Raw genomic sequence first — 21790 nt, forward strand, 5'->3', positions numbered from 1 at the left:
CGGGTATCAGGGGCAGTGGGCTCCGACGGTGCGGGAAGGTTCAGAACTTCTCCGGGCGGATCAGTGCGGCCACCAGGTAGCCGACGATGCAGACGGCGACGATCAGTCCGACGATCTTCTCCACACTCATGTGCTCACCACTCCCTGTCGGCGGGTTGTCCCTGTCGGGAGGAAACCCGCTGCGCGGCGTCAGTACGAGCACCCTGACGGGTCTCTGGCGGGGTGCCGCCCCATGCTGACGCCGTCTTGGCGCGTCCCTTGCGCGGAGCCGCCCGTTCAGCGGAACTCGGCGAGGCGCGTCGTGGGCGTCCATGTCGTTGAGGGCGAGGTCGAGGCCGGCGGCGCTCACGGTGCGCGGGGTGTGATGGCCGGTGACGGCGTCCCAGGTGTCGGAGGCGGCGAGTCCGGCCGTGATCATCAACCCGGTGCAGGCAGCCGTGAGCAGCAGGATCGCCGTACGAAGCAGACGCAGCCGCGCGGGCAACGTGACCCACCGGCGGCGCCGCAGCGCGCGAAGGCGACTCCTCGCACGTCCGGGGGCGTCGCCGGCAGGGCCGACGGACGGGCCGTCCGGTCCGCGACCCCCTCGTTGCCGCGGACTGGGACGGACCACCGGCGGACGGCGTTGACGTGGCCCTGATGCTCCTTCGGTCCGATTTGACGCGGCCTTGACGAGGACGGCCAACAGCCGTCAGGGAGCCGTCAATTCGGGCGTTCCGATGCGGCTTCCGCCTCCTGGTGGTCCTAGCTTTCTTCTCGGTCGCTCACCGGCCGCGGACGTCAGTGGCCTGATCGTCCCGGACCGCGGGGGCGCGGCAGCACACACCCATCCGGCTGCCGCGCCTCCGCTCCCCGAGCGTCGCTGTCCGTCCGCAGCCGTCCTGTGGGTGCCTGGAAACCTCCGCGCATCCACGGGCGCGGACGAGGGCGGCCCTGCCGTGCTCTCCCCGGCCGGCGCCGATCGGGCGGGCCGGGCTTCATCAGAAGGTCTTCCGCGATGCATTCCCGCGCGCCCCAGCAGGCGCCCTCCGCTCCGCCCATGTCGGCTCCGCCGTCTGCTCCACCCCGCAACCCGAACCCCGGGCCGAAGCGGCGGCACTCCGCACAGAGCAGTGGCCTGCTCGACCCTGTCCAGCTGGTGAAGTGCTTCCCGGAGGCCGTGCGCAAGCTGCATCCACGGGCCCTGGTGCGCAATCCCGTGCTCTTCGTCGTCGGCGTCGGTTCCGTCCTCACGACGCTGTCGGCGCTCTTCGACCCATCCGTCTTCACCTGGGTGATCAGCGTCTGGCTGTGGCTGACGGTGATCTTCGCCAACCTCGCCGAGGCCGTGGCGGAGGGGCGGGGCAAGGCCCAGGCGGAGTCGCTGCGCAGGGCGCGTACGGACACGGTGGCGCTGCGGCTGAAGCACTGGCGGTACGGGACGGACATCGACCGGGCGGAGACGGAGGCCGTCGCCGCCACCGACCTGCGGCTCTTCGACTTCGTGCTCGTCGAGGCGGGCGAGCTGATCCCGGCCGACGGCGACGTCGTCGACGGCGTCGCGGCGGTCGACGAGTCCGCCGTCACCGGCGAGTCCGCCCCCGTCATCCGTGAGTCCGGCGGCGACCGGACGGGAGTGACGGGCGGTACGACGGTCCTGTCGGACCGGATCGTCGTACGCGTCACCTCCCGCCCCGGCCACTCCTTCATGGACCGGATGATCGCCCTGGTCGAGGGCGCCTCCCGGCAGAAGACGCCCAACGAGATCGCGCTCAACATCCTCCTCGCCGCCCTCACCGTCGTCTTCGTCCTGGTGGTCGTCGCGATCCAGCCCATGGCCTCGTACGCCGGCGCCGTCCCCTCCACCACCGTGCTCGTCGCCCTGCTCGTGACCCTGATCCCGACGACGATCGGCGCGCTGCTCTCGGCGATCGGCATCGCGGGCATGGACCGGCTCGTGCAGCGCAACGTGCTCGCCATGTCCGGCCGGGCGGTCGAGGCCGCCGGCGACATCAACACCCTCCTCCTCGACAAGACCGGCACCATCACCCTCGGCAACCGAGAGGCCGCCGACTTCGTCCCGCTGCCGGGGATCGACGAGGCGCAGCTCGCGAACGCCGCCCAGCTGGCCTCGCTCGCCGACGAGACGCCCGAAGGCCGGTCCGTGGTGGTGCTCGCGAAGGAGCGGTACGGGCTGCGGGCGCCGGCCGAGGGCGAGTTGGCGAACGCCCGGTTCGTGGAGTTCAGCGCACAGACGCGGATGAGCGGCATCGACCTGCGCTGGGACAACGGCGCCGCCTGCCACATCCGCAAGGGCGCGACGGCGCAGGTCATCGCCTGGGTCGAGATGTACGGCGGGAAGGTGCCGGGCGAGGCACGCGCCTGGAGCAACCACATCTCGGGCGCCGGCGGCACCCCGCTCCTGGTGGCCGTCAACGACTGGGACGGCCCACGGGTCCTCGGGATCGTCCACCTCAAGGACGTGGTGAAGGACGGCATCAAGGAACGGTTCGCCGAACTGCGCCGGATGGGCATCCGTACGGTGATGATCACCGGCGACAACCCGCTCACCGCGCGCGCCATCGCCCACGAAGCCGGCGTCGACGACTTCCTCGCCGAGGCCACCCCCGAGGACAAGCTCGCCCTCATCAAGAAGGAGCAGGAGGGCGGCAAGCTCGTCGCGATGACCGGCGACGGGACGAACGACGCGCCAGCACTGGCCCAGGCGGACGTCGGCGTGGCCATGAACACGGGTACGTCGGCCGCGAAGGAGGCCGGCAACATGGTCGACCTCGACTCCAACCCGACCAAGCTCATCGAGATCGTCGAGATCGGCAAGCAACTCCTCATCACCCGAGGTGCCTTGACGACCTTCTCGATCACCAACGACGTCGCGAAGTACTTCGCGATCATCCCGGCCATGTTCACGGGGGCGTACCCGGGACTCGAAGCGCTGAACATCATGGGCCTGCACAGCCCGACCTCGGCGATCACCTCGGCCATCATCTTCAACGCCCTGATCATCGTGGCCCTGATCCCCCTCGCGCTGCGCGGCGTCCGCTACCGGCCCGCCTCGGCGCACGACCTGCTGCGCCGTAATCTCCTGGTGTACGGCCTCGGTGGACTCGTGCTGCCCTTCCTCGGCATCAAGGTCATCGACCTCCTCGTCTCCACCGTCCCCGGCCTCGGGTGAATCCTCATCAGGAGGGCGTCAGGGAACCGTCGTCCACCTTGTCCGAGGCGTCCGGTGCGGGTTCGATGGGAGGCATGAACAGCGCGTGGCTCCTGACCGACCGGCCGCCTCATCAGGCGCCCCGTCGCGAGCCCCGCTGCCCGGAGACGTCCGCCCGCCGCTGACGTACCTCCGCATCACCGGGGGCGTCGTGACATCCCTTGTCCGGCGCCCCTTCCTCGTACCCGTACACACCTTTCATCCCTGAGGGACTGACCAGTCATGTCCGTATCCGACCTTTCCTCCCGCACTGTCCTGGTGACCGGTGCCACCTCCGGCATCGGCCACCAGACCGCGCGGCTCCTCGCCGAGCGCGGAGCCACGGTGCTCGTCCACGGCCGCACGGCCGAGGAGGCGCTCGCCGCCACCGACCGGCTCGTCACCCTGTCCGGGGTCGACGCGAACCGACTGTGTGCGTTCGGAGCCGACTTCACGCACCTGGAGGAGGTCGAGCACCTCGCGGCCCGGGTCCTCGCCGAGCACCCGCGCCTCGACGTCCTCGTCAACAACGCGGGCATGGCGGCGCCGGAGCGGCACACCGTCACGGCCGACGGCAACGAGATCGCGTTCCAGGTCAACTTCCTCGCTCACTACCTGCTCACGCACCTCCTGGAGCCGGCACTCACCAGCGACCCCGGCGGCCGGGTCGTCAACGTCTCGTCCTCCCTGCACCGCACCGGCTCCATCCAGTGGAACGACCCCAACCGAGTCCGCCGCTACTCCCGCCTCCCCGCCTACGCCCAGTCGCAGCTCGCCTTGACGGTCTTCGCGGCCGACCCGCGGGTCACCGCGGTCTCCGTCCACCCCGGCATCTGCACCACCAGCCTCCTCCCCCTGTACGCCCACGAGGGGCTCGCGCCGGCCGAGGGCGCCGCCCACGTCGTACGGCTCTGCGACCCGGCCGTCGAGATCGTCAACGGCGCCTACTACGACCGCGACCACCGCGTCGCCCCCGCACCCGCTGCCTCGGAGGAGCGCACGGTCAAGCGCCTCACCAAGCTCGCCGACCTCCTCGTCGGCCAGAACGCCTGACCGGCCTGACCGGCCCGACCGATCTGAAAGGACAACACCTCATGTCGAAGCGCGCGAGGAAGCGGCGGGACCGCCGCAAGAAGAAGGCGAACCACGGCCGCAAGGCCGGACAGCGCTGACCCACGGGGGCGGCTCGCGTGCGGGCCGCCCCCGTTCCCCTTTCCGTACCCGGAGGTTCCGTGATCCCGCACCCGTCCCACCAACCACCCGCCTCCGCCCGCGCGTTCCCGTCCGGTGCGCCGGGCACCGCGGCTCTCGCCGAGCACGTCCTCGCCACCGGCCATGGACAGTGGTGGACCGACCGGGCCGACCGTCCGCGTGTGGTGGCGGTCTCGTGCGGCGATCACGTGCTTCTGGCCGGCGACCCCACCGCCGTCACCCCGGCGGAGCTGGCCCCGCTCTCCGGGCACTACATCGAGACGGCCGACCGCTTCCTGCCCACCCTCGGCGCCGCCTTCGAGCAGCTCGTTCCGTGGGAGCGGATGCTCTACGTCCACCGGGCCGAGCCCGTCGCACCCCGCGTGCCCCGTGGCGTGACCGTGCGCCGCCTCACCTCCGGGGACGCCCCGGCGCTCTCGGCGCTCGACCCCTCCATGGCCTGGATCCACGGCACCTGGGACAGCCCCGCCGCCCTGGCCGGGTCCGGCGTCGCCTGGGCCGCCTTCCGCCGGGGCCGCGTGATCGCCATCGCCTGCACGCGCTTCCTCGGCAGCCGCTACGAAGACGTCGCCTGCGCCACCGCGCCCGACGAACGCCGTCAGCACCTCGCCCTGGCCTGCGTCGCCGGACTGACCGGCGACATCGCGACACGCGGCCACCGCGCAAGCTGGTGCTGCTCCCGCGACAACCGCCCGAGCCGACTCCTCGCCTGGACCGCAGGCTTCCGCCTGACCCACGAGTACGTCCACCACGTCGCCGGACCCGTCAGCCGCGCGTCAAGGTTGGCCGAGGCGGCATAGGTACCCCGTCAAGACAGACCGGCAGGGGCCGGTCCGGGTTCTAGCGTCCGTTCCATGGAGCCAAGATTCGTCCCGCAGCCAGAGCAGCCCGGTGACCGCACCGTCCACGACAGCGAGTGGGCCGGCGAGGCCCGGGCCGCCGTCGGCTGCGCGGGCCTCCTGCTGACCCTGTCGCTGAGCGTGGACGCCGGGGACGACGGACTGACTCTGTCGAGCGCCCTGATGTGGATCGCCCTGGCCGTCGTGCTGTTCGTGATCCTGCTGCCCGCCAGGGTCGTCGCGTCACCGGGCCGGCTGACCGTTCAGAGCCTGTGGAGCCGGAGGACCACGTGCACCGACCGGCTCGCGGCCGTCCGCTGGCCGGACGGAATCGAACAGCGTCTCGTGCTCACCGACGCCGACGGCGGCCGGGCCCAGATCGAACTGCGCGTCCTCCTCGCCAACCCAGCCCTCTGGCTCCTGCTGGAGGCAGACGCACGGACCTCCTACGAGAACGGCACCTTCCGGGAAGGCGTCCGGGACCTCGACCGGCTCGCCCGCCGTGTCGACAGGGACACGACCCACTCGGTCTTCACGATCTCGGGCCTGCACTGACCCTGTCGTCGTCCAGAGCGGCGGCGGTACGGAGCCGGGTTCGGGAGTCAGAAGGAAGCGGCCCTGGTACCGCCCGTGGACGATGGCGCGCAGTTCGGTCTAGCCCTCCGGCCAGCCCTGCCGCTCCAAGTCCCAGATCCAGCAGTCCACCTTCACCGTCCCGTCCGGGTCGAGCCGCGGCGGACGCCCGATGAGCGTGCCGTACTCGAAACGGCACGCCCTCAGCTCCAGCACGTCGATGAGTTCGTGCCGCACTCGTTGGACGACGTCGTCGGAGGAGGACGTGCTGGAGCGGGCCAGGCGGGTCGTGCCGTGCAGCCGCTCCAGATGCGTGGCGTCCGTGACCGCGACCCGCTTCATCGTCCGGGCGCGCGCGGCAAGTTGGGAGACGATCAGGCCGACGACCAGGAGCAAGACGGCCGTCTCGATGTCCGCCCGGTCCTCGATATGGAAGCTCTGCCGTCGGTGTCGCGCGGGCTCCCCGGACCCGTAACGCACTCCTCACGGACAGCGGGTGGAAGGACCGGTGGGGCTCGGTCAGGGCGTGCCCTCCGCCAGCTGACGGGCGTCGAACCGCAGCCACCGGCTGAGCCGGCGGTGCGCGGAGACGAGGTCGCCCAGCAGGGGCGAGGGCGGTACGGCGAGGACCGGGCAGGCGGCATGGGCGACGCAGTACCGGACGACCGACGGGAACATCAGCCGCCGCAGACCATGCCGCTCATCGCTCCATCACCCCTCGGCGTACACACATGCGGACTCTGTGCTCCCTGCATACGCCCGAGGGCAGAGGTAGGCCATAGAGTCCGTGTGCGCCTGACACATCTCTGACGCCGAGGGCCCAGCGCCCCATGGGCGGCACCCTGGCAGCGTCGATGGGGACGCGGGGGCAGCAAGGCCTCTGGCACGCCTCTCCTCCCCCTCCGCCCCCACCGACACGGCCGACCCGAGCCCACGGCCTCCGCCCTCCCGCCCAACGAGGCAACCCAGCCCTTCGACAAGGGCACCTGCCTCAACGGGGAGTTACCGGACTCGACGACCCCCGCGCGTCGACGGTGCGGCGGCGGATCCCCTGCACAGCGTCCGACGCGTTCTGCCGGGTGATCGAGAGGGTCCCGGATCCCGATGGCCTCGGGATCCGGGACCGCTGTAGCGACAACCCCAAGACCGAGTACGCGTTGCGCCTACCGCTTCACCCTCAACGGCAGTGTCACCGCCCCGTGCGTCGGCTGACCCGTCGGCATCGGCTCGTACGCCTGCCGACTACGCCCCCGCCTTCGGCCGGTAGGTACACACGTGCACTCCGGTGCCGCTGACGACCGTGGAGACCAGTTCGAACGTGCGGAGGTGACCGTCGGCCGGGTAGATCGTCTTACCGCCGCCGAGAAGCACCGGCATGATCATGAGCCGGAGCTCGTCGACCAGTCCCTCGGCCAGCAGGGTGCGGGTGAGGGACGCGCTCCCCATGACCACCAGGTCGCGACCTTCGGACTCACGCAGCTTCTTGATCTGGTCCAGTGCCTGGTCGCCGGGGATGCGCGTGGTGTTGTTCCACGTCAGCTCGTCCTCGCCGAGGGTGCTGGACACGACGTACTTGGTGACGCTGTTCATGTGGTCGGCGAAAGGGTCGCCGGCCCGGCCGGGCCACGCCGCGGCCATGGTCTGCCAGGTGCGGCGGCCGAACAGCAGGGCGTCGGTGGTGGCCTGCCATTCAGACAGGGCACCGCCCATCACCTCCGGGTCGAAGAACGGGTGGGTCCAGCCGCCCTGGGCGAAACCGCCGTCGGTGTCCTCGTCCGGGTGCCCGGGGGCCTGAACTACGCCGTCCAAGCTGATGAATTCACCAATTGCAATGCGCATGCGGATCTCTCTCTTCCTGATCTGTTGAGTTCAGATGGGATGGGTAGCGGCGGTGTCGACGGCCTGGAGGCTCATGTCGGGCTCCTGCCGCTGGAATCCCCGTCGTTCGCGACAAAAGAAAAGCTATGTTGCGTTCAGCTGTCCAGCAACCGATTGAAGACCCAGTCTCCGTATCTATGCAGGTCAGTTGAGAGACATCATTGCAATGGATCTGTCGCTAAACGCAAGGTACGCCGTCGAGCCATTGCAATGACCTGAGCGTGAACGCTCAGTGGTGGCCGGTGTGGACTACTTAGCCTCCGGCTGGCGGCGGGCCAGCCGGACGGTCACCGCGGTGAGTGCGGCGAGGCCGAGCGCCGCACCCACGGTGAAGGACAGGACGGAGGCCGCGGACCCGGCGAATCCGGCGAGGACGCCCACGGGGACGATGCGGCAGGCGATCGCCCAGCCACGCTGTCGCCGGTCGGCGAAGTGGCGGGCCAGCACGAGGAACCCGGCACACAGGGCGAGGTAGCCGACCATGCCGGCGAACATGTGGACCGCGCCGTGAACGCTCAGCGTGGGGGTCACGGCATCCGGGGTGCCGGCGGGGAAACCTGCCCCCGGATCGGCGGCGAACACCCCGTTGACCAGGAACGAAGCGCCGAACACACCGACCAGCCAGGGCGCCGCGCGGTGGCCGGGGCCGTCGACCAGCGTGCGCCGCAGCCCGACCGCGCCGGCGATCATGAGGGCGCCGGCGACGAAGAAGCTGGTCATCTGGATCCAGCCCAAGTCGCCGAGGCTGAGCTGGCTGATGGCGTTGCGAGTGAAGTCGAATCCCTCACGAGTGAGGCCCTGGATGAGCCCCACGCCCAGGAACAGCGGGCCTGATACGGACGCACAGGCCAGCAGAACCCGCCCCGCCGGCCGGATGACGGCCGCGGATGCGGCCGCGTTGGGGACGGCGGAGGTGCTGATCGTCTGGGTCATGGCATACCTTCCTCGCTTGCCGCGCCCACCCCGGGGTCGGGATCGCGGCACTGGAACCTCGTTGCCTGTATGACCGTGAGGGCTGACCTGACTCATCGGCCTAGCCGAAGCGATTCCAGATCACATGACGATGCTGGTTCCTCGTCCGCGTCCTCGTCCGCGTCCGCGTCCGCGTGCCGGGCTCAGGCGAACAGCTCGGCGAGCATCTCGGGGCCGATGGCGATGGGGGCGGGGCGGTGGGCGGGCGGCTGCGTGCCCATCAGCTCGCGCACCAGGAAGTCCCAGCAGCGTGTGCGGACGTAGGCGAGGTGGTCGATGAACGTGTGCTCGGCGCCGGGGACGATGAGCAGTTCGAAGTCCTTGCCCGCGGCGATCAGACGGTCGGCCAGGCGCAGGGTGTGGTCCGGGTGGACCTGGTCGTCCATCTCGCCGTGGATCAGGAGCAGTTTGCCCGCAAGGCGGTCGGCGAGGTCCACGTTGGAGGTACGGGCCCAGGCCTCGGGGTTGTCCGCGCCGTCGTAGGTCTCGATGAAGCCGGCGTTGAAGTGCCGGGCCTCGTGCGAGCCGGCGAGTGCGACTCCGGCCTTGTACGTCTCGGGGAAGGCGAGCATCGCGCGGGCCGCGGCGAAGCCGCCGCCGGAGTGGCCGAACACGCCCACGCGGTCCAGGTCCATCCACGGCCGGGTCTCGGCCAACTGCCGCAGCGCCGCGACATGGTCGTCCAGGCCGCCCGCGTCGGCCATCCGCCCGTACGAGGCGTCGTGGAAGGCCTTGTCCCGCCCCGGGGTGCCGCGACCGTCCAGTGCCACCACCACGAAGCCCAGCGCCGCCAGGGGTTCGGCGTCGAGGCCCATCCCGCCGGGGTCGAAGCAGGGAGCGACCCGGTCGACCTGCGGGCCCGGGTAGACGTTGTCCACCACCGGGTATTGGTGGGCGGGGTCGAACCCGTGCGGGTGGTACAGCACGCCGTAGATGTCCGTCACCCCGTCGGCCGCCTTGACGCGGAACCGTTCCGGCGCCGTCCAGCCGGTGGCGGTGAGCTTGCCGATGTCGGCGCGCTCCAGTTCCACCAGCACCCGGCCGGTCCAGTCGCGGACCGTCGTCACCGGCGGGGTGTCGACGGTGGACGCGGAGTCGATGAAGTACTGCTGGTGGTCGGGGAGGGTGAGGGTGTGGTCCAGGTCGTCGTCCGTGAGCCTGGCGAAGCCGGAGCCGTCCAGGGCGACGCGGCAGACCGTGCGTCGGTACGGGTCCTCGTCGACCAGCCCGGAGGCGGTGAAGTACACCACGCGCTCCGCCTCGTCGACGCGCAGGATCTGCCGCACCGCCCACTGCCCGGAAGTGACCTGTCCGAGCAGCGCGCCGGTGCGCAGGTCGTACCGGTACAGGTGACCCCAGCCGTCCCGCTGGGAGTACCAGAGGACCTCGTCGGCGAGCACCCGCACGATCGGCGGCTCGTACCCGAACTGGTTGGGCTCCACGCGGGTGGGTCCGGTCTCGCTCAGCACCGGGGTGACCTCGCCCGTGGCCGGGTCCAGCCGGTACAAGGTCAGCGTGCGCAGGTCGCGGGGCCGGCCGAGGTAGTACACCGCCGAGCCGTCCTCCGCCCACCAGGCCCACTTGGTCATGATCGGCGACAGCTGAGGCATGAGCAGCGGCTCGGCCTGCGCGCGGACCACCGTGCCTGACTGCACGTCAAGGACGACCAGCTCGGCGAGAGGGAGATGCTCGTCGCCGGGATGGGCGTACCGCTGGGTGTGCAGCACCGGGGCCCCGCCGTCGGCAGGCCTGGCCTCCACGAGGTGGGTCTGCCGGACATCTCGCTCGTCGGTGCGGTGTGCCAGTACCTTCGTCGAGTCGGGCGACCAGGCCACGGCGGGCGGCAGGTACGGCAGGCCGATCTTGCGCAGCAGGGTGCCGTTCGCCGTGCAGTCCGGGCCCGTGCCGTACTGATGGTCGGGCGCACCACCGGTGGTCAGCGCCCACTCGCGGCCGTCGGACAGCGAGCGCGCCCACAGGTCGTGGCCCCGCCGGGACACCGCAGTCTTCTTGTCGGGTGACGGCACTTCGAGGGGGTTGCCCGGCGGCGTGAACTCGGCTCGCTCGCAGGTGTAGTCGTCCAGGTGGCAGCGCCAGTACTCGCCGAACGCGTCGAACTCGACGGTGTTCCCGGCCAGTTCTATCGCCGTGGTCGGCAAGAATTCGGGGTCGACCGGTTGCCCGGAGGCGCTGGCAAGGGCGGCGGCGAGCCGGGCGTGGTCGAAGGCCGGCTCGCGGGTGCCGGCCGTCGGGTCGACCAGCACGAACCGCTTACCGGCGCCGTTGCTCACCGCGTACCAGAACCGGGCGCCTCCGTCGATCCACTGCGGCCTGACCTTGTCGCCGACGACGAACTCGCCAGGGCGGGCGGGCCGGCCGAGGAGCTGCTCGGCGGCCTGGTAGTGCTGAGTGGTGCTCATTCTCTCTGTCCTTCTTCGGTGTCGGTTCTGGGCATGGTGATGCCACGGTGGCGTCATCACGGCAGGGGTGATGTGGCCTGGGAGTGCTCGTGCGAGGGCGCCGGCCGTCTCGCGTGCCAGGCTGAGGGAAGGCAAGCGCAGTGAGTGCCGCGTCGGCGCGTGAAGTCGGCTTCCCGAGCGCGGTCCTGCGAGGCGGAGCCACGGATTCGTCCCGCAGCTTTACGAGCGCGGCGTCGGCATTCGGCGGGGCACCGACAAGGGCCGCTGACTACAAGGGCCCCTTCGGGGCTGCGCGGATCAGAGGCTGCGGGCGGTGATGTCGCCGTAGGAGGTGGTCGCGTGGATGTTCAGGCCCGTGCCGTCGCCTTCGGTGTTGCGGAGCGAGTTGTGGATCCGGCCGTACGAGGTGCGGGCGTCCAGGGAGGCGGAGACCCCGCGGGCAGCGCCGACGGAGATCGCGCCGTGCTCGGTGCTCAGGGTGACTGTGCCGGTCACGGCCTCGGCGATGTGGATGTCGCCCTTCTGCGTGCTGATCTGGGCGGGGCCGCCCAGGCGGCCGACCGAGATGTCGCCGGCGAGAAGGGCGAGGTGGGCGCTCGCGGTTTCGTCGAGCTTGATCGTGCCCTGCGCGCCCTCGAAGCCGACGTCGCCGAGCCGTCCGACTCCCTGGAACTCGGCGCTGGCCGTCTTCGCCTCGATGCGGGAGCCGGCGGGCAGCTGGACGGTCACCTCGACGGATCCGGAGTCGCCAAGGATCTGGTTCTTCGCTGCCGGGGCCACGATCCGCAGGACGCCGTCGCCGTATTCGACCTTGGTCTGCTCCGCCGCCTGTACGTCGCGGCCCTTCGAGGCATCCGCGGGCAGGACCTCGACCACGGCATCGGCCCGGTCGGCGGCGATGAACCGGATGCGTCCCGCGGGGATGTCCAGGACGGCGGCGATCGTGCCGGGGGTGTCGAACTTCTGCATGGCGCTCTCCTTGAGCTCGTTGTTTCTGATACAGGAAAAGCTACGTTGCATTCACGACTTCATCAACCAGTCCACTGCCTGAAATCACTATCATTGCAGGCAGGAACCGTAAGATCGTTGCGATGATCTTAGAGGTTAACGCAATGACGGTCATCAGGTCGTTGCAATGGATTGACGGTGAACGCCCGAGCGGCTTCATCCGCGCGGCTGCTCCCGTCAGGGCCCTGGCAGCCGCGGGCGGCATCACCAGTCCAAACCCTTCGACTCAACGGTGTTCGGGGGCGCCGGCCGGCGGCACCCATTCGGTGAGCTGGACCACGACGCCATTGGGATCGGTGAGCCGGAACAACCGCTCACCCCAGGGCTCTTGGCGGATCCCGCCGCAGACGACGGCCCCTTCGCTCCGTAACCGTTCGTACTCAGCCGCGACATCCGTGACGGTCAGGATCACGGCCAGGTCGGCCAGCCCCTGGCCCCGCCAGGCCTGCGGCGGCAGCTCGGGGTCGCGCTCGGTGAGGGCGATCTCGGCGGAGGTGTCGTCCCGGCGGAGGCAGACGTACCCCTCCGCCGACTCGACTTCACGAAAGCCCAGATGGGTGGTGAAGAACCGGCAGGAAGCGCCCACGTCCTCCACGGTCAACGACACCTTGGTACTGACAACGTTCATGCACTGAGCATCACGTGTGGACAAGTTGATCATCAACCGTCGATCATGCAACGTCGGTTAAGCCTGGGGTTAATGAACAAGCGGGGGCGTGGGGGCGCGTGGAGCTGCGTGACATCGAGATCTTCTTGGCATTGTCGGAGGAGCTGCACTTCGGCAGGACCGCCGAGCGGCTGCACGTGTCGGCGGCGCGGATCAGTCAGGCGATCAAAAAGCAGGAACGGTCGATCGGGGCCCAACTCTTCGAGCGGACCAGCCGCCAGGTCCAGCTCACACCGGTCGGTCAGCAGCTGCGCGACGACCTGCTCCCGGTCTACCAGGGCCTCAAGGCGAGCGTGGACCGGGCGCGCCTCACCGCCCAGGGCAAGACGGACGTCCTGCGGATCAACCTGTTGGTCTCCAACGCGTACGAACTGCGGCCCTTCTGGGACGCCTTCCGCTCCCGGAACCCGACGTGCGGGGTGCGGCTCCGCTACAACGGCTTCGTCGATCCGTTCGGGCCGTTGCGCAGGGGCGAGGCGGACCTGCTGCTCGCCTGGCTCCCCGTCGAGGAGCCGGATCTCACCGTGGGCCCCGTGCTGTTCGAGGAGCCCCGCGTCGTGGCGATGGCGTCCGACCACAGACTGGCGGACCGGCCGTCGGCGTCCATGGAGGTGTTCGCCGACCACGTCGTGCTCGGCGGGGACTCGCTGCAGCCCGACTACTGGGAGGACGCCTTCATGCCCTTCTACACGCCCAGCGGCCGGACGATCGAACGGGGGGACTTCGGCGCCAGGGACCTGGATGATCTGTACACGATCATCTCCTCGGGCGACGCCATCCACAGCCTGGCCGCCCAGGTCGCCCGCTTCCACCTCCGCCCCGACATCACGTACCGGCACCTCCACGACGCCCCGATGCTGCGCTGGGGCCTGGTCTGGCTCTCGGACAACGACGACCCGATGGTCCGGTCGTTCGTAGCCGTCGCCCGCCAGCTCGGCACCATGACCTTGTGAGGAGCCTTCCGACCGGCCGCACGCACGATGAACCATCGGAGCGTGCGGTCGGCGCCGTTGATCAGGGGGACGATCCGGCAGTTCGGCGGGTACGAGCGGCGCTACCGGGTGGCCTCGGAGGACGCACTCGCGGGTCACCGCTCGCAGAAGCGCTGAGCGGCCCGCCCCACCAAGCGAGCGACCGGAAGCGTATGTCCACTATGTGGAATGGCGGCTGAGACGACTCCACCTGGTGCTAGCGTGCACCTCATGCAGCACACCGCCACCCTCGCCATGATGCGAATGATGCCCCCGCCCCCGGAGGCGCTTCGCTAGCGAAGCCGTGTGCGCGCAGGACGCGACGGACCCTCCGGAGACGGAGGGTCCGTTTTTTGTTGTCCCGGCCCGCCACCGAGCCTGTCGGCCCCTGCACCTCGAACCCCACCCACCCCGTGTCCTCCCTCGACAGAAGGGCGAAGTCCCGCCATGCCGATTCCCCCGGTCGTCTCCCTCACCGACTGCGCCGACCCCAATGCGCTCGCCCGCCAGTCCACCCGGATCGCCACCCTGTTCGGCTCCACGCCGACCGTTCTGCCGCTCGGCGGACCGGACCCGGAGGGCGCCGCCGCCCTCACCCTGCTCGACCTGCTCCGCTCCACGGACCTGATCGGCGGCCCGAGCCGACCCGTCGTGGTCCTCGTCAACATCGCACCGAGGGACGGGCACTGGCCCAACGGCGTGCCCTTCTGCTCCTTCCGCCACGGGAACCACCTGGTCGTCAGCACGCTGAACCAGCGGGTCCTCGCCCCGCTGGCGACCTACCTGGGTCTGACGGAGGTCCAGGTCACCGATGTCCGCGAGGTGCTGGAAGCCGCCGCCGACGACTGGGCCGAGCTGACGCCGGCCGAGATCGAGGAGATGGTACGGACCCAGTTCCGGAGCCTCTGGTACGCGCCCCTGCTGGCCCGCTGGCTGGTGGACGGCCACCCCGTTCCCGCGCAGCCGACAGCGGTGCGCCCGTCCGTCGCCGACGACGTGCGGATCGCTGTCGTCGACAACTTCGGCAACTGCAAGCTGGACCGCCCGGCCGCCGAACTGCCCGGCTACGACACCGCCGACAGCCTTCTCGTGCGCAACCGGCTCGACGGCCGCGACATCCGGGTGCGCTGTTACGACCGACTCCCCGACGTCCCGCTCGGCGAGCCCGGAATCACCGTCGGGAGTTCCGGGGTCGGATTCGCCGAACTGGTGGTCCGCGGCGGTTCCGCGGCGGAGACATTCGGACTGCGTCAAGGCGACCGGGTATTCCATCTCACCAGCTGACATGTTATCAACGCGTTACCCCGGCAACGGTCTTCCCGATTGACGCCGGTCTCCGTGAGCCGGAATGCTGAAAAGCATGTCCGGAACTCTCCTGCTGGTACGCCGCCGCCACGTGGACAACGTGCGCTGTGCGGCCGATCTGTGTCGCTGAACGCACAGCACCGGCCCTCTTACCCGTACCTTTCCCGGACTTCTCTCGAAGGACCTCCGATGTCCCGTACCCGCATATCCCTGGCGGCCTCCGCCGCAGCCCTCGTCGCGCTGGCGGCGGCCGGCTGCGCGCCGCAGCCGCAGAACACCCCCGAAGCGGCCGGCGCCAAGGACGCCGCCCGGTGCACGACCGACAGCCCGAGCCTCCACAAGCGCGGCCGGCTCACCGTCGCGACCGACTCCCCGGCCTATGAACCGTGGTTCGACAGCAACACCCCGTCGAACGGAAAGGGCTTCGAAAGCGCCGTGACCTATGCGGTGGCCGAAAAGCTGGGCTTCGAAAGCGACCAGGTGAAATGGGTCGTCGAGCCTTTCGCCCATTCGTACGCCCCCGGCCCCAAGGCTTTCGACTTCGACATCAACCAGATCTCCATCACGCCGCAGCGCGCGAAAGCCGTCGATTTCTCCACCAGTTACTACACGGCCAATCAGGCCATCCTGACGCTCGACGGATCCGCGTTCACGAAGGCCACGTCCCTGAACGCCTTCAAGGACGCCAGGATCGGCGTGCAGGTCGCGACGACCAGCTACCAGGCCGTGCTCGACCAGATCAAGCCGTCGAAGCAGCCGAGCGTCTTCAGCACCACCAAGGACGAGGTCACCGCGCTGCGGAACGGTCAGATCGACGCGATCGTCACCGACCTGCCCACCGTCTTCTACCTGGCCGGGGCGGAGCTGGACAACGGCGAGATCGTCGGCCAGTTCGGCTACGCGGGCGGCACCCCCGAGAAGTTCGGTCTGCTGCTGCCGAAGAACAGCGGATACACCTCCTGCGTCAACCAGGCCCTCGACGAGCTCAAGGCCGACGGCACGCTCGCCAGGCTCACCACGCAGTGGCTTTCCGCCTCGGCGAACGTCCCCGAGCTGAAGCGATAACGGGCCGGCTGTGGACATCAGCAAGACGGCCGTACCGGACCGGTCGGCCACCTCTCCGGGCACGCCCGACACCGACTACCGGCCCAGCGACCACGAACAGGAGCGGCAGCGGTACCGCCGCTCCCGCAAGCGCCGCCACACCTGGGTCTCCACCCTCTGCACCCTGCTCGGCCTGGTGGCGGTAGGCGCGGCCGCGGTGGCCTCACCGGGCTGGGAGCGCGTCGACAGTCTGTTCTTCGACGGCGCCGAATTCCGCTCCGCCTTCCCCGACCTCCTCCGGGGCTTCTGGCTCAACATCCAGATGTTCCTCGTCGCCGAGGTGCTGATCCTCGTCCTGGGCCTGCTGATCGCCCTGGTGCGGGTGACCCGCGCACCGGGTCTCCAGCCGCTGCGGCTCGCCGCCACGGTCTACGTGGACGTCTTCCGCGGCGTACCGACCCTGCTGCTGGTCTTCCTCGTCGGCTTCGGACTGCCGGCGCTGCAACTGCAGGGCACCCCCTCCGAGCCCTGGCTCCTCGGCGTGATCGCCCTCACCCTCTCCTACACCGCGTACGTCGCCGAGGTGTTCCGGGCGGGACTGAACTCGGTCCACCCGGCCCAACGGAACGCCGCCCGGGCCCTGGGCCTCAACGAGCGGCAGACCGTGCGGCACGTCGTCCTGCCCCAGGCCGTGCGCAACGTGCTGCCGCCCCTGCTCAACGACTTCATCGCCCTGCAGAAGGACACGGCGCTGGTCGCCGTCCTCGGTCCGCTCGAGGCGCTGCGGGCCGCGCAGATCAAGGCGGACTACGACTTCAACTACACCCCGTATCTGGGAGCGGCCCTCTTGTTCATCGCGGTGACCATCCCGCTGACCCGCTTCGCCGACCGGCTCCAGCGGCGGGCCGCCCAGCGCACCTGGGCGGGGGCGGTCCGATGAGCGAGTCGCTGCTGCGCATCCGCGGCCTCCGCAAGCAGTACGGGGAGCGGCTGGTGCTGCGCTCGATCGACCTGGACGTCGCCGAGCACCAGGTCGTCTGTCTGATCGGCGGCTCGGGTTCGGGCAAGTCGACCCTGCTGCGCTGTGTGGACCTGTTGGAGGTCGTCGACGACGGGACCGTCCACCTGAGCGAGACCGAGCTGACCGATCCCCGTCTCGACCCCGACATCGCCCGCCGTCGGATCGGCATCGTCTTCCAGGCGTACAACCTCTTCCCGCATCTGAGCGTGCTGGACAACATCACGCTCGCGCCCCGCCAGGTCCACGGCGTCCCGCGCAAGAGGGCCGAGGCCTCGGCCCGCGAGCTGCTCGACCGCCTCGGGCTCGCGGACAAGGCACACGAACACCCCGACCGGCTCTCCGGCGGACAGCAGCAGCGGGCGGCGATCGCCCGCGCCCTGGCCACCGAGCCGGAGCTGCTGCTCTTCGACGAGATCACTTCGGCCCTCGATCCCGAACTGGTCGGCGAGGTCCTGGACGTCGTCGCCGACCTGAAGGGGCGCGGCCTGACCATCCTGATGGCCACCCACGAGATGGACTTCGCCCGGCGGGTCGCGGACCGGGTCTGCTTCCTGGAGGGCGGCGTGATCGTGGAGCAGGGCACCGCGGAGCAGGTGCTCACCGCTCCGCGGGAGCAGGCCACGCGGCGCTTCCTCGCCCGCGCGCTCGACCGTTCCTAGCGCCGTCTCCCGCGGATCGCGGAAGCCGGTCCCTCCCCCTGCCGCGGGGAGGGACCGGCTTCCTCCGTCAGTGTCGGAGCTGGGGACGTCGGTCCGTACGCAGCTGGGGAGAAAAGTCCGTACGCCAACCCGGGCCTGATCGGTCACGGGACCGCCCCGTGCGCACCTTGTCAGGTGAGGGCGGCGCCGCGCAGCAGGAGCAGGGCGACGTCGAGGGTAGCCAGGGCGAGGGTGGCCAGGAAGGGCAGCCGGCTTTGCGGATCGGAGCCGGTCGGCAACGCGACGGCGAGCGCCAGCGCGCCGGTGACAGCGAGGGAGACCCAGCCAACGGTGCCAATCCGCTCGCTCGGTCCCAGGATGAGAACGACCGCCCCGGCGAGCAGCAGGCCGGCGGACAGGAGCCTCGCGCGTAGCGGTCCGAGGCGCTGAGGCAGGCCGCGAACGCCTGTCCGCAGATCCCCGTCGATGTCAGGCAGGACGTTGGTGAGGTGGGCGCCCATGCCGAGGAGTGCGCCGGCCGCCACTGCCCATCCCGCGGGCCAGGAGTGGCCGGGCGGTGCGAGGGTGACGAAGGCGGGAAGCAGCCCGAAGGCCACGGCGTAGGGCAGCCAGGAGAGCACCGTGCGCTTGATGCCCAGGTTGTACGACCAGGCCGCGGCGATCCCGACCAGGTGGGCCGTACCGGCTGCCAGGCCGTTCGCCAGCGACAGCGGGACGCACAGCGCGAGCGCGCACCCGGCGGCGACGGCCACGGTCCGCGGGTGTGCCGCACCGGTCACCAGCGGCTTGTCGCTCCGGCCGGTGGCGAGGTCCCGGCGCAGATCGACGCGGTCGTTGCACCAGCCCACCGACAGCTGCCCGGTGAGCACCGCAGAGGCCACCAGTGCGCTTCCCGCCACGCTCCGCCCCGAGGCGGCGGCCAGTGCGGTGATCACGACGGTGACGGCGATCGACGGGGCAGCGTGGGAGGCGGCCAGCAGCCCCCGGACCGGCCCGCCCGGGCCGAGAGGCGACGCTACGTCTGCGGCTTCGCGCACCTGCTGGCCTCTGGCGGTGTACACGTCCCCATGCTAGATCGAGCAAACCGCCGAATCCCGGACATTTTGTAATGAATAGTCAGGTCGAACCTATTCTGGCCCGATGACCAGAATCGCGGCTGTCCACGGGGTGCTCCCGTCGCACCGGTACGAACAGGGCGAGATCACAGAAGCCCTGGCGGCGATGTGCCTGCCGCAGGACACGGAGCGTGGTGTCCTGGAGCGGCTGCACACCACCTCCACGGTCGGCACCCGTCACTTGGTCCTGCCGCTGGAGCGCTACCGGGAGCTGAGCAGTTTCGGGCAGGCCAACGACCTGTTCATCGAAGCCGGGCTGCGGCTCGCCGAGCAGGCACTGACCGGCGCCCTGGCGGCGGCCGGGCTGGCGGCCCAGGACGTCGACCTGGTGATCTCCACCTCCGTGACGGGCATCGCCGCGCCCTCGTTGGAGGCCCGGCTGGCCGGGCGCGTGGGCCTGCGGCCGGACGTGAAGCGCGTACCGATCTTCGGTCTCGGCTGTGTCGCGGGTGCCGCCGGCCTGGCCAGGCTGCACGACTACCTTCAGGGCCATCCCGAGCAGGTCGCGGTCCTGCTCTCGGTCGAACTCTGCTCGCTCACCCTGCAACGCACCGACACCTCCGTGCGGAACATGGTGGCCGGTGCGCTCTTCGGGGACGGCGCCGCAGCGCTGGTGGCCGTCGGCCGGGAGCACCCACGCCACCAGGAGTACGCGGGCCCGCAGGTGCTGGCCACCCGCAGCCGGCTGTACCCAGGCACCGAGCGCGCGCTGGGCTGGGACATCGGCGACACCGGCTTCAAAATCGTGCTCGGCGCCGAACTGCCCGAACTGGTCCACCTGCACGTCGGCGAGGACGTCCGGTCCTTCCTCGCCGAGCACGACCTGAAGCCGCCGGACATCACCGGCTGGGTCGCCCATCCGGGCGGGCCCAAGGTCCTGGACGCCCTGCACGAGACACTCGGGCTGCACGACGCCGCACTCGAGCTGACCCGACGTTCGCTGGCCGAGGTCGGCAACCTCTCCTCGGCCTCCGTGCTGCACATCCTGCGCGACACGCTCGCCCAGCGCCCGCCGGCGCACGGCAGCCCTGGCCTGCTCCTCGCCATGGGGCCCGGCTTCTGCTCCGAACTCGTCCTGCTGCGCTGGTAGGCCCGCGTGCTCCCCTACACCCTGCTGATCCTCCTGGTCGCCGCCGAACGCCTCGCCGAACTCGTCGTCGCGCGACGCAACGCCACCTGGAGCCGGGCGCGAGGCGGCGTCGAGTACGGCCGCGGCCACTACCCCGTGATGGTCCTGCTCCACACCGGCCTGCTGGTCGGTTGCCTGGCCGAGGTCCACCTCGCCCACCGCCCGTTCCTGCCCGCCCTCGGCTGGCCCATGCTCGCCCTGGCACTTGGCGCCCAGGCCCTGCGCTGGTGGTGCATCGGCACACTGGGGCCACGCTGGAACACCCGAGTCATCGTGGTGCCCGGCCTGCCGCTGGTCACCTCGGGGCCCTACCGGCTGCTCAGCCATCCCAACTACCTCGCCGTCGTCGCCGAAGGGGTCGCCCTGCCCCTCGTCCACAGCGCCTGGCTCACCGCGACCGCCTTCACCCTGCTCAACCTGCCGCTTCTCGCCACCCGACTGCGCTGCGAGAACACCGCCCTGACCCGCTGCTCCCCGGTGCCGGCGTGATCGACCTGCTGATCGCCGGCGGCGGACCCGCCGGTCTCGCCACCGCGATCCACGCCGCCACGGCCGGACTTGAGGTGGTGATCGTCGAACCGCGACCGACTCCGATCGACAAGGCGTGCGGCGAGGGCCTGATGCCCGGGGGCGTCCGCGCCCTGGCCGAGCTGGGCGTCACTGCGGCTGGGCAACCGCTGCACGGCATCCGCTATCTGGACGGCCACCGGCTCGCCGAGGGGCGGTTCCGGCACGGTACGGGCCTGGGCGTGCGGCGGACCGATCTGCACGCGGCGCTCTCCCGGCGAGCGGCGGAACTCGGAATCCCGGTCCTGTCGCTGAAGGTCGGCACCGTCCGACAGGACGCCCGAAGCGTCACTGCTGCCGGCCTCACCGCCCGGTACCTCGCCGCCGCGGACGGCCTGCACTCCCCCATCAGGCGGCAGCTGAGCCTCGAACTCCCCGACCCGCGAGCGCCCCGGCACGGGCTGCGGCAGCACTTCGCGGTGGCACCCTGGACGGACTGCGTCGAGGTGCACTGGTCCGCGCTCGGCGAGGCATACGTCACCCCGCTGGGCCCGGACTTGATCGGCGTGGCCGTCCTGACCGGCGAGCGAATGCCGTTCGACGCACTGTTGACCGCATTCCCCGCGCTCCTCCGCCGCCTTCCCCCTCGGGCCGCCTCCTCCGTCCGCGGTGCCGGACCGATGCGCCGACGGGTCCGGGCCAGAGTGGCCGGGCGGGTCCTGCTCGTCGGTGACGCCGCCGGCTACATCGACGCGCTCACCGGCGAGGGCCTCTCCCTCGCACTCGCCGGCGCCGCACACCTGGTGCGCTGTGTACGCGCCGACCGACCGCAGGAGTACGAGCAGGCATGGCGACGCACCACCCGACGCCACCGCCTGCTCACCGAGACGCTGCTCCGGATCCGAGCCAGCCCCTTGCTGGCCCCGCGGATCGTCCCGCTGGCCACCCGCGCTCCCACGGCATTCACCGCCCTGGTCAACCACCTCACCTGACCGTCACAAAAGCATCCAGGCCGAGGGCGAGATCCGCCCGAGCCGAGTTCGCATGCTCAGGGAGGCCACCCCGCGCACAGACGGTCACCCGCACGAGTGACGGTCCCCGCGGGGCGGATCGCCTGGGGGAGCGGGGCGGGCATCGGTACGTAACGTGCTTCGGAGACTCGCCGTCGGCGAGCCGTGCCACCGCATCCCCCCGGGGCCAAGAGGTCTGTCATGAATCGTGTCATCGCCCTTGCTGTTGGTATGGCCGCCGTTGCGGCCTGTGTCTCCGGATGCAGCAGT

22 protein-coding genes are annotated in these 21790 nt (G+C 70.5%); 13 read left to right on the top strand and 9 right to left on the bottom strand.

Going from position 1 to position 21790, the window contains the following annotated elements; all coding sequences use genetic code 11:
* Positions 1-40: 40 nt before the first annotated feature.
* Positions 41-484 carry a K(+)-transporting ATPase subunit F gene (gene kdpF, locus ACZ6K0_RS10820; RefSeq protein WP_469231516.1) on the bottom strand — a complete coding sequence of 148 codons (444 nt, stop codon included), beginning with the start codon at positions 482-484 and terminating at the stop codon, positions 41-43.
* A 513-nt stretch (positions 485-997) separates the two neighbouring features.
* Here kdpF and kdpB point away from each other — a divergent pair.
* From kdpB to ACZ6K0_RS10845, 5 genes are all read left to right on the top strand, one after another.
* Entirely contained in the window at positions 998-3172 is a 2175-nt protein-coding gene (gene kdpB / locus ACZ6K0_RS10825; RefSeq protein WP_469575718.1) for a potassium-transporting ATPase subunit KdpB, read from the top strand.
* A gap of 261 nt (positions 3173-3433) precedes the next feature.
* The gene (locus ACZ6K0_RS10830) at positions 3434-4243 is read left to right on the top strand and encodes an SDR family NAD(P)-dependent oxidoreductase (RefSeq protein WP_469231519.1); all 810 of its coding nucleotides are present in this window, start codon (positions 3434-3436) and stop codon (positions 4241-4243) included.
* 41 nt (positions 4244-4284) lie between these two features.
* Positions 4285-4362 carry a 50S ribosomal protein bL37 gene (locus tag ACZ6K0_RS10835; RefSeq protein ID WP_374119830.1) on the top strand — a complete coding sequence of 26 codons (78 nt, stop codon included), beginning with the start codon at positions 4285-4287 and terminating at the stop codon, positions 4360-4362.
* Positions 4363-4422: 60 nt separating this feature from the next.
* Positions 4423-5202 (top strand): GNAT family N-acetyltransferase, encoded by a 780-nt coding sequence (locus ACZ6K0_RS10840; protein WP_469231521.1) that lies wholly within the window; start codon positions 4423-4425, stop codon positions 5200-5202.
* A 54-nt stretch (positions 5203-5256) separates the two neighbouring features.
* The gene (locus tag ACZ6K0_RS10845) at positions 5257-5796 is read left to right on the top strand and encodes a hypothetical protein (RefSeq protein WP_376409303.1); all 540 of its coding nucleotides are present in this window, start codon (positions 5257-5259) and stop codon (positions 5794-5796) included.
* 99 nt (positions 5797-5895) lie between these two features.
* On the opposite strand, the gene ACZ6K0_RS10850 is transcribed toward ACZ6K0_RS10845, so the two are convergent.
* The 7 genes from ACZ6K0_RS10850 to ACZ6K0_RS10880 form a co-directional block, all read right to left on the bottom strand.
* Positions 5896-6294: a hypothetical protein gene (locus tag ACZ6K0_RS10850; RefSeq protein WP_469231523.1), complete on the bottom strand. Its 399-nt coding sequence runs from the start codon at positions 6292-6294 to the stop codon at positions 5896-5898.
* Between the two features lie 39 nt (positions 6295-6333).
* Entirely contained in the window at positions 6334-6504 is a 171-nt protein-coding gene (locus ACZ6K0_RS10855) for a hypothetical protein (RefSeq protein WP_376409416.1), read from the bottom strand.
* A 552-nt stretch (positions 6505-7056) separates the two neighbouring features.
* Positions 7057-7653 carry a dihydrofolate reductase family protein gene (locus tag ACZ6K0_RS10860; protein WP_376409297.1) on the bottom strand — a complete coding sequence of 199 codons (597 nt, stop codon included), beginning with the start codon at positions 7651-7653 and terminating at the stop codon, positions 7057-7059.
* 288 nt (positions 7654-7941) lie between these two features.
* Positions 7942-8625 carry a DUF998 domain-containing protein gene (locus tag ACZ6K0_RS10865; RefSeq protein WP_469231525.1) on the bottom strand — a complete coding sequence of 228 codons (684 nt, stop codon included), beginning with the start codon at positions 8623-8625 and terminating at the stop codon, positions 7942-7944.
* A 182-nt stretch (positions 8626-8807) separates the two neighbouring features.
* A complete protein-coding gene (locus ACZ6K0_RS10870) occupies positions 8808-11084 on the bottom strand; it encodes a S9 family peptidase (RefSeq protein WP_469231527.1) in 2277 nt (758 codons plus the stop codon).
* 297 nt (positions 11085-11381) lie between these two features.
* Positions 11382-12053: a DUF4097 family beta strand repeat-containing protein gene (locus ACZ6K0_RS10875; protein WP_469231528.1), complete on the bottom strand. Its 672-nt coding sequence runs from the start codon at positions 12051-12053 to the stop codon at positions 11382-11384.
* Between the two features lie 265 nt (positions 12054-12318).
* Positions 12319-12720 carry a VOC family protein gene (locus ACZ6K0_RS10880; protein WP_469231530.1) on the bottom strand — a complete coding sequence of 134 codons (402 nt, stop codon included), beginning with the start codon at positions 12718-12720 and terminating at the stop codon, positions 12319-12321.
* Between the two features lie 98 nt (positions 12721-12818).
* Here ACZ6K0_RS10880 and ACZ6K0_RS10885 point away from each other — a divergent pair, with 98 nt between their 5' ends.
* The 5 genes from ACZ6K0_RS10885 (at position 12819) to ACZ6K0_RS10905 (ending at position 17759) form a co-directional block, all read left to right on the top strand.
* Positions 12819-13712, top strand: a complete 894-nt coding sequence (locus ACZ6K0_RS10885; RefSeq protein WP_469231532.1) for a LysR family transcriptional regulator — start codon at positions 12819-12821, stop codon at positions 13710-13712.
* A 465-nt stretch (positions 13713-14177) separates the two neighbouring features.
* A complete protein-coding gene (locus tag ACZ6K0_RS10890) occupies positions 14178-15014 on the top strand; it encodes an SAM hydroxide adenosyltransferase (RefSeq protein ID WP_376409279.1) in 837 nt (278 codons plus the stop codon).
* 210 nt (positions 15015-15224) lie between these two features.
* The gene (locus ACZ6K0_RS10895) at positions 15225-16100 is read left to right on the top strand and encodes an ABC transporter substrate-binding protein (protein ID WP_469231534.1); all 876 of its coding nucleotides are present in this window, start codon (positions 15225-15227) and stop codon (positions 16098-16100) included.
* A 10-nt stretch (positions 16101-16110) separates the two neighbouring features.
* On the top strand, positions 16111-17019 hold the full coding sequence (locus ACZ6K0_RS10900; protein ID WP_376409273.1) for an amino acid ABC transporter permease: 909 nt from the start codon (positions 16111-16113) through the stop codon (positions 17017-17019).
* The gene (locus ACZ6K0_RS10905; protein ID WP_469231536.1) at positions 17016-17759 is read left to right on the top strand and encodes an amino acid ABC transporter ATP-binding protein; all 744 of its coding nucleotides are present in this window, start codon (positions 17016-17018) and stop codon (positions 17757-17759) included. The genes ACZ6K0_RS10900 and ACZ6K0_RS10905 overlap by 4 nt, the downstream gene beginning before the upstream one ends.
* A gap of 170 nt (positions 17760-17929) precedes the next feature.
* Here ACZ6K0_RS10905 and ACZ6K0_RS10910 read toward each other — a convergent pair whose 3' ends face one another.
* The gene (locus tag ACZ6K0_RS10910) at positions 17930-18820 is read right to left on the bottom strand and encodes a UbiA family prenyltransferase (protein WP_469231538.1); all 891 of its coding nucleotides are present in this window, start codon (positions 18818-18820) and stop codon (positions 17930-17932) included.
* Between the two features lie 79 nt (positions 18821-18899).
* On the opposite strand from ACZ6K0_RS10910, the gene ACZ6K0_RS10915 reads away from it, so the two are divergent.
* The 3 genes from ACZ6K0_RS10915 to ACZ6K0_RS10925 are packed head-to-tail and all read left to right on the top strand — an operon-like array spanning position 18900 to position 21502.
* Positions 18900-19964, top strand: a complete 1065-nt coding sequence (locus ACZ6K0_RS10915) for a type III polyketide synthase (RefSeq protein WP_469231540.1) — start codon at positions 18900-18902, stop codon at positions 19962-19964.
* 6 nt (positions 19965-19970) lie between these two features.
* Positions 19971-20492 (top strand): isoprenylcysteine carboxyl methyltransferase family protein, encoded by a 522-nt coding sequence (locus ACZ6K0_RS10920; RefSeq protein ID WP_376409261.1) that lies wholly within the window; start codon positions 19971-19973, stop codon positions 20490-20492.
* The gene (locus ACZ6K0_RS10925; protein WP_376409258.1) at positions 20489-21502 is read left to right on the top strand and encodes an NAD(P)/FAD-dependent oxidoreductase; all 1014 of its coding nucleotides are present in this window, start codon (positions 20489-20491) and stop codon (positions 21500-21502) included. The genes ACZ6K0_RS10920 and ACZ6K0_RS10925 overlap by 4 nt, the downstream gene beginning before the upstream one ends.
* Positions 21503-21790: the final 288 nt, after the last annotated feature.

The organism is Streptomyces sp. NPDC042346, assembly GCF_055581845.1.